Here is a 17,756-nt window from a genome sequence, read left to right as displayed (position 1 = left end):
GTTTAAAAACGAGCGGCGCCGTCCACAATGAAAGGTGAAAGGACGGTGCCGATGATGACCATCAAAGGAAATGCCATTGCCATATGTTTATATATCATTCTATTAACGACAGGCGTACTCGTCGAGCTGTACGGCCACAAGACGGACGCCGGGGCGAACGCGGCGGTCGCCATCCCTGATGAGGCAATCCGCCTGCGCATTTTAGCCAACAGCGACGCCGATGAAGACCAACAATTGAAGCGAAAAGTGCGTGATGCGGTCAATGCGCAAATCAACGGCTGGGTGGCCGAACTCACTTCGTTTGAGGAAGCAAAGCGCGTCATCCGCTCTCACCTGCCGGACATCGAGCGGACGGTCGCCCGCGTGTTGCGCGATGAACAAAGCGATCAAACGTACAAAGTGGAGTTTGGCCCGGTTCATTTTCCGACGAAAGTGTACGGCAACTACGTATATCCGGCTGGCATCTATGATGCCGTGCTGATCACGCTTGGGGAAGGAAAAGGAGCAAACTGGTGGTGCGTTCTGTTCCCGCCGCTTTGTTTTCTCGATTTTTCCAACAGCGATGCCGTCATGATGGAGGCGAACCGATCGCCTGCAGGAACGAATGAACCGGTGTCGGCTGAGAGCGTCCGGTCAATGGAAGCCGGGTCGAAGCAAAACAGCGAGTCGGCCGAAGCGGAAGCTGAGGCGATGCGAAGCGGCGAGCAGGCCATCGAGCGGGACGAACCGAAAGAGGAGAGGGGTGCGATGGCGGAAACCGAAGATCGCGCCGCTTCGTCCATCCATGCGGATGTCGAGAAGGACAAAGGGCACACTGATGATCAAGAATCGTCCTTCGTCGTCATGGCCGAGCCGGAACAGCCGGTGGAAGTAAAATTTTTCTTCAAAGAGTGGCTCAGCCATCTCATTCCATAAGCATCTATCCACAAAGTTATCCACAAAAACAACAAGTTTATTCACAATTTGTGTATAACTGTGGAAAGGCATCGGGCGGGCGATCTGACGCTTGTAAAAAAATCCGCCATTTTCAAGATGAATCACGGCGATGGAGAAGGTGAAACGATTGAAAACACGTGTTTGGATTGTGGATAATATTGTTGATAAACAGCAAGTTTATCCACAAATACGAGAGGCGGCCGAATGGCTGCAGGCGGGGGAAGTAGTCGCGTTTCCGACCGAAACGGTGTACGGTTTAGGAGCGGATGCCGCCAATACGGCGGCAGTGGAGAAAATTTTTGAAGCCAAAGGGCGGCCAAGCGACAACCCGCTCATCGTCCACGTCGCCAGCCGTGCGCAAGCGGAGGCGGTAGCGGCCTCGATCCCGCCGATGGCGAAAACGTTAATGGAGCGGTTTTGGCCGGGGCCGCTCACGTTAGTATTGCCAAAACGGGCCAAAGCGGTGTCTGAACGGGTGACGGCTGGGCTGCCGACGGTGGCGGTGCGCATGCCGGATCACCCGCTGGCGCTGGCGTTGATCGAGGCGAGCGGCTTGGCGTTGGCCGCCCCGAGCGCGAATCGGTCAGGAAGGCCGAGTCCGACGACGGCGGCGCACGTGCTTGCCGATTTAGACGGGCGGATCGCCGGGGTGATTGACGGCGGTCCGACGGGCATTGGCGTGGAATCGACCGTGCTCGACTGCAGCGGGGACGTGCCGGTGATTTTGCGTCCGGGCGGGGTGACAAAAGAAATGTTAAGCGAAGTGATTGGTCATGTCGCCGAGGCGGCCGGCGGCGGGGACGAACAGGCAGCGCCGAAAGCGCCCGGCATGAAATATACGCATTATGCCCCGAAAGCGCCGCTTTGGATTGTCGCCGGCCCACCGGCGTTTTTGCAGCAGCTCGTGGACGAAAGTCGGGCGGAAGGGAAAACGGTCGGCGTGTTGACGACCGAGGAAAACAAGGACCGGTATGCGGCCGATGTCGTGCTGGCGTGCGGAACGCGCCGCGAGCTGCCGACCGTCGCCCATCGCCTGTACGACACGCTGCGCCGATTTGATGAAACGAACGTCGATCTCATTTACAGCGAGGCGTTTCCGGAAGAAGGAATCGGCGCGGCGATCATGAACCGGCTCCGCAAAGCAGCCGGCGGACGCGCCATCAGCGAACAGCGGAAATGAAAGGACGGCCGTCTGTATAGATGCAGTGAACAAGTTTCACATATCCTGGTCGAGAAAGCAGCTTGTCTATTTTTTGACGGTCGGAGGCAAGCCGCAGGCTTCTTCGTCGCGCCTTGGCGTGACGGAAGACCGAACGGAAACGCGCTTCACAGATCCATGTATGGGTTTGGAAGCGGCGTTGTTCGGTCGTGCGACAGTCGAGAAAACGGCTCTGCAAACGGTAAGGTTCAAATTGCAACTAGAGGATTTGGGGGATGCCGTTTCCAAGCGCTAAACCGGTCTGTTGTGGACCGGTTTTTTCTTTTCCGTCCGCCCGTCAATCAGGCGGCGCCCATTGGCTGCCCGCTCTGCTTCTAAACTGCCCTGGACGTGCATATGTTTAGCAATAAGGCCGGTCCGGGAGGGAAGAAACATGGGCGCATTCATCGGCGAAATCATCGCGCTGTCAATGATGGCGCTGGCGCTGGGCATGGACGCGTTTTCAGTCGCTTTAGGAATGGGGCTGTTGCGCCTCCGGCTGCGGCAAATGTTTTATATCGGGTTGACGATCGGCTTGTTTCATATTCTCATGCCGCTTGCTGGCATGGCGGTCGGCCGCCTGCTGTCGCGCGAGTTCGGAAGTGTCGCGACATACGCGGGCGGGGCGCTGCTGTTATGGCTTGGCGGGCAAATGATCATCGCCTCGTTCCGGAGGGACGATGGCTCACCGCTGTTTCCTCGTGGGGTGGGGTTGCTTTTTTTTGCGTTCAGCGTCAGCCTAGACAGCTTTTCCGTCGGGCTGAGCCTCGGCATTTTCGGAGCGCGGACGATGGTGACGATTTTGCTGTTTGGTCTGTTCAGCATGGTGCTGACATGGGTTGGGCTTTTTGTCGGCCGCCATTTTCAGCAATGGCTCGGTTCTTACAGCGAAGCGCTCGGCGGCAGCATTTTGCTGGCGTTCGGGCTCAAGCTGCTTTTTCTATAAACGGCGGCAGGCGGTTTTCCTTCAGTGGAAAAAAGCGGACTGCCTGCTTTTTTTGCGGCTCTTCACCAAAAGTTGTACTTGATTTTTTCTGAACATACCCTATTTACGCTTGTGAGGGAAAATCAGCACTTTTTGCCTATCCTTACGCAGGAACCCGCATTGCTTGTCAAGTACATGTTGTGGTGAAGAGCCTTTTTTTGCTCTTTTCCCTATGGTATATTGATGGTAAGTCATTGATGTGAAGAGGTGGTTGTATGCCATACCGCATTTTGTTCGTCTGCACGGGCAATACGTGCCGAAGCCCGATGGCCGCTGCATTGTTGGAGAATAAGCAGCTGCCAGGCGTCGAGGTGAAATCGGCCGGCGTGTTTGCGGCGGAAGGGAGCGAGGCGTCGGTTCACGCCAAGACGGTGTTGAAGGAAAAAGGAATCGAAGCGGCCCACCGCTCCTCGCAGCTGAAAAAAGAGCATATCGACTGGGCGACGCACGTGCTGGCGATGACATCCGGCCATAAAGAAATGATCGTCGAGCGTTTCCCAGAAGCGAAGGACAAAACGTTTACGTTGAAGCAGTTCGTCTCGGGAACAGACGGCGACATCGCCGATCCGTTCGGCGGGCCGATTGAAGTGTACCGGGCGGCGCGCGATGAGCTGGAGACGCTCATTGACCGCTTGGCGGAAAAGTTGCAAACAGAACAATGAGGTTGAGAAGTGAGGGGGAACACAAATGGGGGGGACAAGTCATCGGTTCGGTTTGCGCCTGAAGCTCGTCGTCTTTACGACAGCGTTGGCGCTGATCACGTATTCAACGAGCGCCTTTTTCTTGTACGTTTTGTATGATCAGTGGTTCGCCTCATGGAACAAAAGCGTGTTCACGATGATCGTGTTGCTCCTTGGCATCTTTTGGTCCGGAGTGCTTGCCTATTTGGCCGCTGGCTGGATTACAAGGCCGCTGCAACGGCTCGAGGAAGCGGCGGCAAAGGCGACGGAAGGGCATATCGATGAGGATGTTCCGCTGCCCTCTTCCCATGACGAAATTCGCTCGCTGGCTGTCGCGTTCAACCGGATGCTCGGCCATTTGCGCGCAGTCGTCGCCAATGTGGAAGAGAGCGCAGCGCGCACGACTGAAAAGACGGCGGAAATGAGGCAGGCGTCCGAAACAGTGTCAAACCGTGCACGCGATATTGCAGCGACCATTGACGACATTTCCAAAGGGGCGGCGTCTTCGGCCGAGGCGATCCAAGAAGCGGCTGCGGCGGCCGAGGATGTGCTCGCCATCGCAGTACAAGTAAAAGAAACAGCCGAGCGTGCGGAACAGTCGGTATATGGGATGGCCGAAACGCTGAAGGCAAGCCGCGATATCACCCATTCGCTTGTCAGCGGCATCGATCAGCTGGCTGACGATCAAGAACTGTCGCGGGCGGCTGTCAAGCAGCTCGAAGCACACGCCAATCAAATCGGCAACATTACGTTGCTTGTCGCGGACATCGCTGAACAGACGAACTTGCTTGCGCTCAATGCTTCCATTGAGGCAGCCCGCGCCGGCGAGCACGGCCGGGGGTTTGCCGTCGTCGCTGAGGAAGTGCGCAAGCTGGCTGATGAGAGCGCCAAGGCGGTCAAGAAAATCGCGGAACTGGTCGGCAACATTCAAAATGAAGTCGCCCGTGTGGTGGCGCAAATGGACAAGCAGGTGGCCGCCGCAAACGCTGAGGCGGCGAAAGGGGAGCGCACGAATGAGGCCATTGCGGCCATGGCGGCCTCAGCTGATGAAGTGATCCGCGCCGTCCATGACATCGCTGAGTTGGCGAAGCGTCAAATGGGGCATATGAAGCGGGCCGCGGCGCAGACGCAAGAAGTGGCGGCGATTGCTGAGCAGACGTCCGCCGGCGCGCTCGAAGTTGCGGCGGCGACCGAGGAGCAGGCCGCATCGATCAACGATGTGCATAAACTGGCTGGCGAGTTGGTTGAACAGGCCGAACAATTGCAGGCGGCTGTCGCCCGGTTCCGCACCCGTTGATGCACATGCAAATATGATTCATCGAAAGGAGGAAGGGCGATTCCTCCCTGGCTTTCGCTATCACTGCGAAGCCTAGGGCTCCCCGCCCGAACGTGATGAAAGTCGCTATTGCTTCTGACCATGGTGGAATTCGCATTCGTGAGGAAATTAAAGCACTGTTGGATGAAATGGGAATCGAGTACACCGATTTTGGCTGCGATTGTGAAACATCGGTCGATTACCCGGATTACGCGCTTCCCGTCGCTGAAAAAGTGGCGCGCGGCGAATTTGATCGCGGCATTTTGATCTGCGGCACCGGCATCGGCATGACGATCGCCGCCAACAAAGTGAAAGGGGTGCGTTGCGCCCTTTGCCACGACGTCTACAGCGCCAAGCTGACGCGCATGCATAACGACAGCAACATTCTCGCGATGGGGGAGCGCGTCATCGGCCCCGGCCTGGCGCGCGAAATCGCCAAGGCATGGCTTGAGACCGAATTTGAAGGCGGACGCCATGCGCGGCGAATCGGCAAAATCGCCGAGTATGAAAATAAGCATTTGTAGGCGGAACCAGGGCCGCATCGGAGCGGATGCGGCCTGTGGGCCATAAGCGGGAGACGCCGTGCAGCCCCATGCCGGCCGTGGGCGTCTTGCTTCATGAGAATGGCGGCAGCAAGGGAGTGTATAGAGATGCAACGAAATCGTTTAACATATTCTTGACGGAAAAGTGGCTCATCCATTTTTGACTGTCGAAGGCAAGCCATAGGCTTGCCTCTGTCACGCTAAGGCGTGACGAAAGACCGAACAACGACTCGCTTCACAGACCCATTCATGGGTCTTTAAGCGGTGTTGTTCGGTCACTCGACAGTCGGATGAAATGATCGGTAAAAACGAAGAATGTAAAAGCTTTCAATTGCATTTATATAATTTTGCTGTTTTGGTAAGACAGCTGAACCGTGGGACGCACGGGGATGGCTTGGTTGACAGCCTGCCGCAGGGCGGGTGTTCCCAAGAATCTCCCACCTCTAAGCGTGAGCGTAGGTGGGAGAGCGTTCAAAAAGTCAGGCGTGTTGATTAATCAATAAAAACCTGTTGAGAAGGCTCTGTTCCCAGCTTTTCTGCTGTAGTCGGCAAGCGTTTCGTTCTCTTCACTTGAGAACTGTCGATTCAGGGGAAACGGTTGTTTTTTCATCAGCCTTCTAGGAAAACTCCATATTCGTGAGTATCGCAGGCATCCCCGGAGCCGGACCCGGTTTTGACGAATCACCGTCGAAAGTGCCAGTGTTCGTCAACGGCAGCGTGGATAAAAACGAACGAAGGAGGGGAAGAGGACATGGACGCACGATTGACCGAATGGCGGCAGCAATGGCAAGCCATCTTGCATGAGTTTCGCAAACAGGCTCCGCTTGGCCGCGGCGATGTCGTTGTGATCGGCTGCAGTACGAGCGAGGTGCTTGGCGAGCGGATCGGCACGGCTGGATCGATGGACGTTGCCGCCATGCTGTTTGCCGAGCTTGACGCGTGGCGGCGCGAAACCGGCATTGCGCTCGCGTTTCAATGTTGTGAACATTTAAATCGGGCGCTTGTTGTCGAACGGGAAACCGCCAAAACTCACGGGCTGGAGATCGTTTCGGTCGTTCCGGTGCCGAAAGCGGGTGGGGCGATGGCCGCCTACGCCTATCGAAAGTTCGCTGACCCGGTCGTTGTCGAGGCGATTCGCGCCGATGCCGGCATTGACATCGGCCATACGCTCATCGGTATGCATTTGAAGCCGGTTGCCGTTCCCGTGCGCGTTTCGGTGAAGCACATTGGATCGGCGTGCGTGACGCTGGCGAAAACGCGGCCGAAGCTGATCGGCGGCGCCCGAGCGGTCTACTCGTTGGAAAATCCGAATGATTCCTGTTCTTTCTAGCGGTTTCATTCATTTTTTCTTTGAATTTGCCTAGCTGAAGCTGATAAAATAAAAACGAATATTCACTGATTTCGCATAAGGGGGAGCTATTGATGAATTACTTGCCACAACAAGATCCGCAAGTGTTCGCCGCTATTGAGCAAGAGCGGAAGCGGCAACATGCGAAAATTGAACTGATCGCCTCGGAAAACTTTGTCAGCCGCGCGGTCATGGAAGCGCAAGGGTCGGTGCTGACGAACAAATATGCGGAAGGCTATCCGGGACGCCGCTACTACGGCGGTTGTGAATATGTCGACATCGTCGAAGATTTGGCGCGCGAGCGAGCGAAGCAGTTGTTTGGAGCGGAGCATGTGAACGTCCAGCCGCACTCCGGGGCGCAGGCGAACATGGCCGTTTATTTCACCGTTCTTGAGCACGGCGACACGGTGCTTGGCATGAACTTGTCGCACGGCGGCCATTTGACGCACGGCAGCCCGGTCAATTTCAGCGGCATTCAGTACAATTTTGTCGAATACGGCGTCGATCCGGAAACGCATGTCATTGACTATGACGACGTGCGCGAAAAAGCGCGCCTTCACCGGCCGAAGTTGATCGTCGCCGGCGCGAGCGCCTATCCGCGCATCATCGACTTCGCCAAGTTCCGCGAGATTGCCGATGAAGTCGGCGCCTATTTAATGGTTGACATGGCCCATATTGCCGGTCTTGTTGCGGCAGGTGTTCATCCGAATCCAGTGCCGTACGCCCATTTCGTTACGACGACGACGCACAAAACGCTGCGCGGTCCGCGCGGCGGGATGATTTTATGCCAGGAGCAGTTCGCCAAACAGATCGACAAAGCCATTTTCCCTGGCATTCAAGGCGGCCCGCTCATGCATGTCATTGCCGCCAAAGCCGTCGCGCTCGGCGAAGCGTTGCAAGACGACTTTAAAGTCTACGCGAAGCGCGTCGTGGAGAATGCCAAACGGCTCGCAGCCGCCTTGCAAAACGAAGGATTCACTCTCATTTCCGGCGGCACGGACAACCATTTGCTGCTTGTCGATTTGCGCCCGCAGCAGCTGACCGGGAAAACGGCGGAGAAAGTGCTCGATGAGGTCGGGATTACGGTCAACAAAAACACGATTCCGTACGATCCGGAAAGCCCGTTTGTCACAAGCGGCATCCGCATCGGCACGGCCGCGGTCACGACGCGCGGCTTCGGATTGGAAGAGATGGACGAAATCGCTGCCATCATCGGCCTTGTGCTGAAAAACGTCGGCAGCGAACAAGCGCTTGAGGAAGCGCGCCAACGCGTGGCCGCTTTGACGGAAAAGTTTCCGCTCTATCAAGACTAAGCGCCGCCGCTTCGTCCGAAACCGTACGGTGCACCGCCTCCGGATTTGGCGGTGCGCCTTTTTCCGTTCGTTCGGCAGTTGAATAGGCGCTCGTTTTCCAGTAGAATGTATAGAAGTGCAGCGCATACATACGGAAGAGGAGAGTTGACCCATGGGAAAAGTGTACGTCTTTGATCATCCGCTCATCCAGCATAAATTGACCTACATTCGCGACAAGAATACGGGCACGAAAGAATTTCGCGAGCTTGTCGACGAAGTGGCGACGTTGATGGCGTTTGAAATTACACGCGATCTGCCGCTTGAGGAAGTCGAGATCGAAACCCCCGTCAGTAAAGCCAGAGCGAAAGTGATCGCCGGCAAAAAACTGGGCGTCATTCCGATTTTGCGCGCCGGCATCGGCATGGTTGACGGCATCCTGAAGCTCATCCCGGCGGCGAAAGTCGGCCATATCGGCTTGTACCGCGATCCCCAAACATTAAAGCCGGTCGAATATTACGTCAAGCTGCCGAGCGATGTCGAAGAGCGAGATTTTATCATCGTCGACCCGATGCTCGCAACCGGCGGATCAGCGGTGGCGGCGATCGATGCGCTGAAAAAGCGGGGAGCGAAAAGCATTAAATTTATGTGCCTGATCGCGGCGCCGGAAGGGGTCAAAGCGGTGGAGACGGCTCACCCGGATGTGGACATTTACATCGCTGCCCTTGATGAACGGTTGAACGACTACGGCTATATTGTCCCTGGTCTCGGCGACGCCGGCGATCGGCTGTTTGGCACAAAATAACGGTTGCAAGACGCCCCGCTCCGCGCGGGGCTCGCATTCCATCGAGCGGCGGAGAGGGTGCCTTGCCCATGCGTCAGTTAAGCGTTTGCATCGAATAGGCCGCGGCAGAAAGATGGCGCTGAGAAACCGTTCCGTTTGCAAGACCAAGTATACAGGATAATGAAAAGGAAAATAGGCTAAAAATAAAATATATCATTATACATCATCATTGTGAGAGGAAAATGAGAAATTGTCACAAATTATTAATATTTGCCCTATGTGAATGAGGTTTTACGTGGAAACACATTGACATTGACCAGGCCGTATTGTATCCTTTACAAGGGGTAGATTGAGAAGGTTTTCATTATGTTAAAGGGTGTGTTGGCATGTCCCCAAAACAGCGCCACCCGTTTCAAGCCATGGCATTGATGTCCGCCATCGTCTCCCAACTTGTCGGTTCCATTTTAGTCGGCGTCTTCGGAGGGAGATGGATCGATGATCGATTTGGCACCGAGCCGATCTTTTTGATCGTCGGCCTCTTGCTCGGACTGGCGGCCGGCGTGTATGCCATGTTGCGCTTGATCCGCCAATATTTCTCTGAGGAGTAATAAAATGGGAAGTCTTCAAACGGTGTTTTTGCGGCAAGTTCGGTACATATTGTATTTGCTCGCCATCTATACGCTCGGCTTTGGGTTTACGCCGTATAAAACCGTTTTTCTCAGCTTGATTCTCGGCACATCGATCAGCCTCCTCATGGTTTGGAACTTAACCTGGAAAATCGAAAAATTCGGACAAGCGGTAGCGGCGCAGAAAAAAGTGCGCACATTAGGCACCTTGTCGCGTTTGGCGCTTGCCGCATTGACCGCTGTTATTGTTCTAATGTATCCGCAACATTTCGATATCGTGCCAACCGTTTTGGGATTAATGACATCCTACATTGTCATTATAATAGATTTCTTCTTTCACAAATGGAAAAACGACAAGCTGCACGTATGAAAGCGAGGTGAGAGAGGATGGAGCATAAAGCGCCGCTTGTCAAATTTTTAGGCCTTACGTTTAATTTATCTGATATGTTGATGATTACGATCACGAGCTTGATCGTGTTCATCATTGCTGTTGCGGCTACTCGCTCGCTTCAGCTGCGCCCGACGGGAATGCAAAACTTTATTGAATGGGTCTTTGACTTTGTCAGAGGCATCATCAACAGCACGATGGATTGGCAAACGGGCGGCCGCTTTTTGACGCTGGGCGTCACGCTCATCATGTATGTGTTTGTGGCCAATATGCTTGGACTGCCGTTTTCCGTTCATGTAAACGGTGAACTTTGGTGGAAATCGCCGACCGCGGATGCGACCGTTACGTTGACGCTGGCGGTGATGGTCGTCGCCCTCACCCACTACTATGGCGTCAAAATGAAAGGGGCGTCCGAATATTTGCGCGATTACACCCGTCCAGTCGCCTGGTTGTTCCCGCTCAAAATCATCGAAGAGTTTGCCAACACGCTGACGCTCGGTTTGCGTCTTTTCGGGAACATTTACGCCGGGGAAATTTTGCTTGGCTTGCTCGCCAGCCTTGGCACGAACTACGGTGTGCTTGGCGCTGTTGGCGCAGCCATCCCGATGATGGTGTGGCAAGCGTTCAGCATTTTTGTCGGCTCTATTCAGGCGTTCATTTTTACGATGCTAACCATGGTTTATATGGCTCATAAGGTCAGTCATGACCATTGAGCATTCCTTTCATTAAGAGTAAGACTTGAAACATTACTTTAACATTGCGAAGGAGGATCTATCAACATGAGTTTGGGTGTACTTGCAGCTGCGATTGCGGTAGGTTTGGGGGCGTTGGGCGCCGGCATCGGCAACGGGTTGATCGTTAGCCGTACCATCGAAGGGATTGCCCGTCAACCGGAATTGCGTCCGGTTTTGCAAACGACGATGTTCATCGGGGTTGCATTGGTTGAGGCGCTTCCGATCATCGGTGTCGTCTTCTCGTTCATTTACTTAGGTCGATAAGAAATCGATAATGGAAAGTGATGGCGAAGTTCGTGTCAACGATCACCTTCGCCATTCCTTTATGTGCAATTTTGCGAGGTCGCCTTAGTGCGACAGCTGTCGAAAGGAGTGAAACGCGGTGTTGTGGAAGGCAAACGTATGGGTGCTCGGCGAAGCGGCGCATGGCATCAGCGGCGGCACGATTATTTACCAATTGCTGATGTTCATCATTTTGCTGGCCTTGCTGCGCAAATTCGCTTGGCAGCCGTTAATGAATATCATGAAACAACGTGAAGAACATATCGCGAACGAAATTGACCAAGCGGAAAAACGCCGGCAAGAAGCAGAGAAACTTCTTGAAGAACAGCGCGAACTGATGAAACAATCGCGCCAAGAAGCGCAAGCGCTCATTGAAAACGCGCGCAAGCTTGCTGAAGAGCAGAAAGAACAAATTGTCGCCTCGGCCCGCGCGGAAGCGGAACGGGTGAAAGAAGCGGCGAAAAAAGAAATCGAGCGTGAAAAAGAACAGGCGATGGCCGCGCTCCGCGAACAAGTGGCTTCGTTGTCTGTCTTGATCGCTTCAAAAGTGATTGAAAAAGAGCTGACCGAGCAAGATCAACGCAAGCTGATCGAAGCGTACATCAAAGACGTTGAAGAGGTAGGAGGAGCGCGATGAACCAAGAAGTGATCGCCAAACGGTACGCGTCCGCTTTGTTCCAAATCGCGCTCGAACAAGGACAGCTTGATCGAATCGAAGAAGATGTTCGCGCCGTGCGCCAGGCGTTGGCGGAAAACGGCGAGTTTTTATCGCTTCTTTCGTATCCGAAACTTTCCTTGGATCAGAAAAAAGCGCTCATCCGTGAAGCATTCGCCGATGTGTCCACCCCGGTGCAAAACACGCTTCTCCTTCTTCTGGAGCGCCATCGTTTCGGCCTTGTGCCTGAGCTGGCAGAACAATTTCTCGCCCTCGTCGACGATGCGCGCGGCATCGCCAAGGCGGCCGCCTATTCGGCGCGGCCGTTGACGGATGAAGAACTGCGGGCGCTTTCCGACGTCTTTGCTCAAAAAGTCGGCAAACAGACGCTTGAGATTGAAAATATCATCGATCCGGAACTCATCGGCGGCGTGAAGCTGCGCATCGGCAACCGCATTTACGATGGCAGCGTCAGCGGGCAGCTTGAGCGGATCCGGCGGCAGCTGATCGGCTAACATTTGAAGACAGGGGTGAAAGGCATGAGCATTCGAGCGGAAGAAATCAGCGCGCTCATTAAGCAGCAGATCGAAAACTATGAATCGCAAATCCAAGTGAGCGACGTCGGCACCGTCATCCAAGTCGGCGACGGGATCGCGCGCGCTCATGGGCTCGATAACGTCATGTCCGGGGAGCTCGTCGAGTTTGCCAACGGCGTCATGGGCATGGCTTTGAACTTGGAAGAAAACAACGTCGGTATCGTTATTTTAGGACCGTACACCGGCATTAAAGAAGGCGATGAAGTGCGCCGCACGGGCCGGATCATGGAAGTGCCGGTCGGGGAAGCGCTCATCGGCCGCGTCGTCAACCCGCTCGGCCAGCCGGTTGACGGCTTGGGACCGGTGGAAACGACGGAGACGCGTCCGATTGAAAGCCGTGCGCCGGGCGTTATGGACCGGAGATCGGTGCATGAGCCGCTGCAAACCGGGATTAAAGCGATCGACGCGCTCGTGCCGATCGGCCGCGGCCAGCGCGAACTCATCATCGGCGACCGGCAAACGGGGAAAACGTCCGTCGCCATTGACACGATCATCAACCAAAAAGACCAAAACATGATTTGTATTTATGTCGCCATCGGGCAAAAAGAATCGACGGTCCGCACCGTTGTCGAAACGCTCCGCAAACACGGCGCGCTCGACTATACGATCGTCGTCACCGCTTCGGCGTCGCAGCCGGCTCCGCTTTTGTTCTTGGCGCCGTATGCCGGTGTGGCGATGGGCGAGTATTTCATGTATAAAGGCCAACACGTGTTAGTGGTCTATGACGATTTATCGAAACAAGCCGCGGCATACCGTGAATTGTCGCTCTTGCTTCGCCGTCCGCCGGGCCGTGAAGCGTATCCGGGGGATATTTTCTACTTGCACTCCCGCCTGCTTGAGCGCGCAGCGAAATTGAGCGATGCCAAAGGCGGCGGTTCCTTGACCGCGCTTCCGTTCGTCGAAACGCAAGCAGGCGATATTTCCGCGTACATTCCGACGAACGTCATCTCGATTACGGACGGGCAAATTTTCTTGCAATCGGACTTGTTCTTCTCCGGCGTCCGCCCAGCGATCAACGCAGGGTTGTCCGTTTCGCGCGTCGGTGGGGCAGCGCAAATCAAAGCGATGAAAAAAGTAGCCGGGACGCTCCGTTTGGACTTGGCCGCTTACCGTGAGCTGGAGGCGTTCGCCCAATTCGGCTCCGACCTCGACAAGGCGACGCAAGCGAAGCTCGCCCGCGGGGCGCGCACGGTCGAAGTGCTGAAGCAAGATTTGCATCAGCCGATTCCGGTCGAAAAACAAGTGTTGATCATCTATGCATTGACGCGCGGCTTTTTGGACGACATTCCGGTTGAAGATGTGCGCCGTTTCGAGAAAGAGTTTTACTTGTGGCTCGACCAAAACGGCCAACACTTGCTTGAGCACATCCGCACGACGAAAGATCTTCCGAACGAAGACGATCTCAATCAAGCGATCGAAGCGTTCAAGAAAACGTTTGTCGTTTCACAATAAGGCCGGCGGGGGCATATCGCCCCCTCACGCCTGTTAGAACCCGTGCAGCAAAAAGGTGGTGAAACCTTTGGCATCGTTACGCGATATTAAAACGCGCATCAATGCGACGAAGAAGACAAGCCAAATTACAAAAGCGATGGAAATGGTCTCGACGTCGAAGCTGAACCGAGCGGAGCAAAACGCGAAATCGTTCGTTCCGTACATGGAGAAGATTCAAGAAGTCGTGGCCAACGTCGCGCTTGGCGCCGGGGGCGCATCGCATCCGATGCTCGTTTCGCGCCCGGTGAAAAAGACCGGGTATCTCGTGATCACGTCGGACCGCGGTCTGGCTGGCGCGTACAACAGCAACGTGCTGCGCCTCGTGTACCAAACGATCCAAAAGCGCCATGCTTCTCCGGATGAATATGCGATCATCGTCATCGGCCGCGTCGGGTTGAGCTTCTTCCGCAAGCGGAACATGCCGGTCATTCTCGACATCACGCGCTTGCCGGACCAGCCGTCGTTTGCTGATATTAAAGAAATCGCCCGCAAAACGGTTGGGTTATTCGCCGACGGTACGTTTGACGAGCTGTATATGTATTACAACCATTACGTGAGCGCGATCCAGCAAGAGGTGACGGAACGGAAGCTTCTGCCGCTCACTGACTTGGCGGAGAATAAGCAGCGCACGGTGTACGAATTTGAACCGTCGCAAGAAGAAATTTTGGACGTTTTGTTGCCGCAGTATGCGGAAAGCCTCATTTACGGCGCATTGCTCGATGCAAAAGCAAGCGAACACGCCGCCCGCATGACGGCGATGAAGAACGCAACGGACAATGCGAACGAGCTCATTCGCACATTGACGCTTTCCTACAACCGCGCTCGCCAAGCGGCGATTACGCAAGAAATTACGGAAATTGTCGCCGGAGCAAACGCCTTGCAATAGGGGACTAGCAAGTTAGGAGGGAAAACGATGACAAGAGGACGCGTTATCCAAGTCATGGGTCCGGTTGTAGACGTCAAGTTTGAGAACGGCCACTTGCCGGCGATCTACAACGCCCTGAAAATTCAACATAAAGCGCGCAACGAAAACGAAGTCGACATCGACTTGACATTGGAAGTCGCCTTGCACCTTGGCGATGATACAGTACGGACGATCGCGATGGCGTCCACAGACGGCCTCATCCGCGGCATGGAAGTCATCGATACCGGTGCACCGATTTCGGTGCCGGTCGGCGAAGTCACGCTTGGCCGCGTGTTCAACGTCTTGGGCGAGCCGATCGACCTCGAAGGCGACATTCCGGCTGACGCCCGCCGCGACCCGATTCACCGTCCGGCGCCAAAATTCGAGGAATTGGCGACGGAAGTCGAAATTTTGGAAACGGGGATTAAAGTCGTTGACTTGCTTGCCCCGTATATTAAAGGCGGAAAAATCGGTTTGTTCGGCGGCGCTGGCGTAGGAAAAACGGTCTTGATTCAAGAGCTGATCCACAACATCGCCCAAGAGCACGGCGGGATTTCCGTCTTTGCTGGCGTCGGCGAACGGACGCGTGAAGGAAACGACTTGTACCATGAAATGAAAGACTCCGGCGTCATCAGCAAAACGGCCATGGTGTTCGGACAAATGAATGAGCCGCCGGGGGCGCGGATGCGCGTCGCCTTGACCGGCTTGACGATGGCCGAATACTTCCGTGATGAACAAGGCCAAGACGTGTTGCTCTTTATCGATAACATCTTCCGTTTCACGCAGGCCGGTTCGGAAGTGTCGGCGCTGTTAGGCCGCATGCCGTCGGCCGTTGGTTACCAACCGACATTGGCGACGGAGATGGGTCAATTGCAAGAGCGGATCACGTCGACGGCGAAAGGATCGATCACCTCGATTCAAGCGATTTACGTCCCGGCCGACGACTATACGGACCCGGCTCCGGCGACGACGTTCTCGCACTTGGATGCGACGACGAACTTGGAGCGGAAGCTCGCGGAGATGGGGATTTATCCGGCCGTTGACCCGCTCGCTTCGACATCGCGTGCGTTGGCGCCGGAAATCGTCGGCGAGGAGCACTACCAAGTCGCCCGCAAAGTGCAGCAAACGCTGCAACGTTATAAAGAATTGCAAGACATCATCGCCATCTTGGGGATGGATGAACTGTCGGATGAAGACAAACTCGTCGTTCATCGCGCCCGCCGCATCCAGTTCTTCTTGTCGCAAAACTTCCACGTGGCGGAGCAGTTCACGGGCCAACCGGGCTCCTACGTGCCGGTGAAAGAAACAGTGCGCGGCTTTAAAGAAATTTTGGAAGGCAAATACGACCATCTTCCGGAAGATGCGTTCCGCTTAGTGGGCCGCATTGAAGAAGTCGTTGAAAAAGCGAAAGCGATGGGTGTCGAAGTGTGACCCGGGATAGGGGGATTGGACAATGAAAACGATCCACGTGAGCGTCGTTACTCCTGATGGCCCGGTGTACGAAGACGATGTTGAGATGGTCAGCGTCAAAGCGAAAAGCGGCGAGCTCGGCATTTTGCCGGGGCACATTCCGCTTGTCGCCCCGCTCGAGATCAGCGCGGCCCGGCTGAAAAAAGGCGGCAAAACGCAATACATTGCCGTCAGCGGCGGCTTTTTGGAAGTCCGCCCGGACAAAGTGACGATTTTGGCTCAAGCTGCTGAACGGGCGGAGGACATTGACGTCCTCCGCGCCAAAGCGGCGAAAGAGCGGGCGGAGCGCCGCCTGCAAAGCCAGCAGGATGACATCGACTTCAAGCGGGCTGAACTGGCGTTAAAACGCGCCATGAACCGTTTGAGTGTTGCGGAAATGAAGTAAAAAGCAGGGGAAAACTCCCCTGCTTTTTTTGATGAAAACAGAAGAATCGTCCGTCAAGGAGAGAGGCAAACGCTCTCTCTTTTTTCGTTCCTCGCATTCCGTCGTTTCAACAAAGATGAAGCGCTTACATGAATGGATACAGTGTTGACAGTGTTAACTTGAAGTTTTGCTGACACGGCTGGATATAAATGTTATAATGAAATCGAAGGAATTATTGAAAAATTTCATCATTAACACCATACGTATGTAGTAAACCGGAAGGGGGCGAGCTGGTTGAGCAACATCTATGCAAACAGTTATTTGATCATCTTCGTCTTCCTTTGCCTCGGTGTGTTGCTGCCGATCGGGGCGCTCACGGCCGGGCGGTGGCTGCGGCCGCACGTGCCGAGTGATGCAAAGGCGACAACGTATGAAAGCGGTAACAATCCCTTTCACGACTCGCGCGTTCAGTTCCAAGTTCGGTACTACCTATTTGCCTTGCTGTTTGTCATTTTCGATATCGAGACGGTGTTTTTGTACCCGTGGGCTGTTGTCTATGACCAACTCGGTTTGTTCGCGTTGGTGGAAATGATCATTTTCATCGTTTTGCTTGCCATTGGCCTTATCTATGCTTGGAAAAAGAAGGTGTTACGATGGATGTGAAATGGGAGGGTTTTTCTGGCGTCGAAATGGAAGAAGTGAAGCGAAACGTCTTTTTGACGACGTTGGAACAGTTGAAAGGATGGGCCCGAAGCAGTTCGCTTTGGCCGTTGACGTTCGGCCTTGCCTGTTGCGCTATCGAGATGATGGCGGTCGGCGGCGCCCATTACGACCTCGACCGGTTCGGTTCGTTTTTCCGCGCCTCGCCGCGGCAGGCGGACGTCATGATTGTCTCGGGCACGGTGACGAAAAAAATGGCGCCGCTCTTGCGCCGGTTGTATGACCAAATGCCCGAACCGAAATGGGTCATCGCCATGGGTTCGTGTGCGACAGCCGGCGGCCCGTACGTCAAATCGTACAGCGTCGTCAAAGGCGTCGACCAAATTGTCCCGGTGGACGTGTACATACCAGGCTGTCCGCCGAACCCGGCAGCGCTCATCTACGGTATTCATAAATTAAAAGAAAAAATCCGACTGGAAGCCAAAACGGGGAAGAAGGTGCTGTAACCG

At 54.8% G+C, this 17,756-nt stretch carries 21 protein-coding genes; all 21 read left to right on the top strand.

What is annotated here, in order from left to right:
- Window positions 1-51 precede the first annotated feature (51 nt).
- Entirely contained in the window at window positions 52-915 is an 864-nt protein-coding gene (gene spoIIR / locus ABS784_RS11140; protein WP_062899123.1) for a stage II sporulation protein R, read from the top strand.
- Between the two features lie 130 nt (window positions 916-1,045).
- Window positions 1,046-2,116 carry an L-threonylcarbamoyladenylate synthase gene (locus tag ABS784_RS11135; RefSeq protein WP_352512512.1) on the top strand — a complete coding sequence of 357 codons (1,071 nt, stop codon included), beginning with the start codon at window positions 1,046-1,048 and terminating at the stop codon, window positions 2,114-2,116.
- A 412-nt stretch (window positions 2,117-2,528) separates the two neighbouring features.
- On the top strand, window positions 2,529-3,080 hold the full coding sequence (locus ABS784_RS11130; RefSeq protein WP_011232841.1) for a manganese efflux pump MntP: 552 nt from the start codon (window positions 2,529-2,531) through the stop codon (window positions 3,078-3,080).
- 254 nt (window positions 3,081-3,334) lie between these two features.
- Window positions 3,335-3,781, top strand: a complete 447-nt coding sequence (locus ABS784_RS11125; protein WP_011232840.1) for a low molecular weight protein arginine phosphatase — start codon at window positions 3,335-3,337, stop codon at window positions 3,779-3,781.
- 25 nt (window positions 3,782-3,806) lie between these two features.
- Window positions 3,807-5,096 carry a methyl-accepting chemotaxis protein gene (locus ABS784_RS11120; RefSeq protein WP_352512511.1) on the top strand — a complete coding sequence of 430 codons (1,290 nt, stop codon included), beginning with the start codon at window positions 3,807-3,809 and terminating at the stop codon, window positions 5,094-5,096.
- A gap of 95 nt (window positions 5,097-5,191) precedes the next feature.
- Window positions 5,192-5,638 carry a ribose 5-phosphate isomerase B gene (gene rpiB / locus ABS784_RS11115; protein WP_011232838.1) on the top strand — a complete coding sequence of 149 codons (447 nt, stop codon included), beginning with the start codon at window positions 5,192-5,194 and terminating at the stop codon, window positions 5,636-5,638.
- A gap of 769 nt (window positions 5,639-6,407) precedes the next feature.
- Window positions 6,408-6,986 carry a TIGR01440 family protein gene (locus ABS784_RS11110; protein WP_013524809.1) on the top strand — a complete coding sequence of 193 codons (579 nt, stop codon included), beginning with the start codon at window positions 6,408-6,410 and terminating at the stop codon, window positions 6,984-6,986.
- A gap of 92 nt (window positions 6,987-7,078) precedes the next feature.
- Window positions 7,079-8,317 (top strand): serine hydroxymethyltransferase, encoded by a 1,239-nt coding sequence (gene glyA / locus ABS784_RS11105; protein WP_011232836.1) that lies wholly within the window; start codon window positions 7,079-7,081, stop codon window positions 8,315-8,317.
- Window positions 8,318-8,468: 151 nt separating this feature from the next.
- Window positions 8,469-9,098 (top strand): uracil phosphoribosyltransferase, encoded by a 630-nt coding sequence (gene upp / locus ABS784_RS11100; RefSeq protein ID WP_352512508.1) that lies wholly within the window; start codon window positions 8,469-8,471, stop codon window positions 9,096-9,098.
- Between the two features lie 365 nt (window positions 9,099-9,463).
- Window positions 9,464-9,685, top strand: coding sequence for an AtpZ/AtpI family protein (locus ABS784_RS11095; RefSeq protein ID WP_011232833.1), 222 nt, complete (start codon window positions 9,464-9,466; stop codon window positions 9,683-9,685).
- A 4-nt stretch (window positions 9,686-9,689) separates the two neighbouring features.
- A complete protein-coding gene (locus ABS784_RS11090; protein ID WP_352512506.1) occupies window positions 9,690-10,073 on the top strand; it encodes an ATP synthase subunit I in 384 nt (127 codons plus the stop codon).
- A 17-nt stretch (window positions 10,074-10,090) separates the two neighbouring features.
- Window positions 10,091-10,804, top strand: a complete 714-nt coding sequence (gene atpB / locus ABS784_RS11085; RefSeq protein ID WP_044737090.1) for a F0F1 ATP synthase subunit A — start codon at window positions 10,091-10,093, stop codon at window positions 10,802-10,804.
- A 66-nt stretch (window positions 10,805-10,870) separates the two neighbouring features.
- A complete protein-coding gene (gene atpE / locus ABS784_RS11080; protein ID WP_011232830.1) occupies window positions 10,871-11,089 on the top strand; it encodes a F0F1 ATP synthase subunit C in 219 nt (72 codons plus the stop codon).
- A 121-nt stretch (window positions 11,090-11,210) separates the two neighbouring features.
- Window positions 11,211-11,744: a F0F1 ATP synthase subunit B gene (locus ABS784_RS11075; RefSeq protein WP_197072005.1), complete on the top strand. Its 534-nt coding sequence runs from the start codon at window positions 11,211-11,213 to the stop codon at window positions 11,742-11,744.
- Window positions 11,741-12,277, top strand: a complete 537-nt coding sequence (locus ABS784_RS11070) for a F0F1 ATP synthase subunit delta (protein ID WP_352512504.1) — start codon at window positions 11,741-11,743, stop codon at window positions 12,275-12,277. Before ABS784_RS11075 ends, ABS784_RS11070 begins: the two co-directional genes overlap by 4 nt.
- Window positions 12,278-12,301: 24 nt before the next feature.
- Window positions 12,302-13,810, top strand: coding sequence for a F0F1 ATP synthase subunit alpha (gene atpA / locus ABS784_RS11065; RefSeq protein WP_015376060.1), 1,509 nt, complete (start codon window positions 12,302-12,304; stop codon window positions 13,808-13,810).
- 67 nt (window positions 13,811-13,877) lie between these two features.
- Entirely contained in the window at window positions 13,878-14,735 is an 858-nt protein-coding gene (gene atpG / locus ABS784_RS11060; protein WP_011232826.1) for an ATP synthase F1 subunit gamma, read from the top strand.
- A 27-nt stretch (window positions 14,736-14,762) separates the two neighbouring features.
- Window positions 14,763-16,184 carry a F0F1 ATP synthase subunit beta gene (gene atpD / locus ABS784_RS11055; RefSeq protein WP_011232825.1) on the top strand — a complete coding sequence of 474 codons (1,422 nt, stop codon included), beginning with the start codon at window positions 14,763-14,765 and terminating at the stop codon, window positions 16,182-16,184.
- 22 nt (window positions 16,185-16,206) lie between these two features.
- Window positions 16,207-16,608, top strand: a complete 402-nt coding sequence (locus ABS784_RS11050) for a F0F1 ATP synthase subunit epsilon (RefSeq protein ID WP_011232824.1) — start codon at window positions 16,207-16,209, stop codon at window positions 16,606-16,608.
- A gap of 273 nt (window positions 16,609-16,881) precedes the next feature.
- Window positions 16,882-17,250 (top strand): NADH-quinone oxidoreductase subunit A, encoded by a 369-nt coding sequence (locus ABS784_RS11045; RefSeq protein WP_011232823.1) that lies wholly within the window; start codon window positions 16,882-16,884, stop codon window positions 17,248-17,250.
- The gene (locus tag ABS784_RS11040) at window positions 17,241-17,753 is read left to right on the top strand and encodes a NuoB/complex I 20 kDa subunit family protein (protein ID WP_011232822.1); all 513 of its coding nucleotides are present in this window, start codon (window positions 17,241-17,243) and stop codon (window positions 17,751-17,753) included. The genes ABS784_RS11045 and ABS784_RS11040 overlap by 10 nt, the downstream gene beginning before the upstream one ends.
- Window positions 17,754-17,756: the final 3 nt, after the last annotated feature.

Origin of the sequence: Geobacillus sp. G4 (assembly GCF_040327975.1) — a bacterium.
In the GTDB taxonomy this organism is placed as follows: Bacteria; Bacillota; Bacilli; order Bacillales; family Anoxybacillaceae; genus Geobacillus; species Geobacillus thermoleovorans.
The sequence above is the reverse complement of the archived record's forward strand: the minus strand, read 5'-3'. Positions and strand labels throughout refer to the sequence as shown.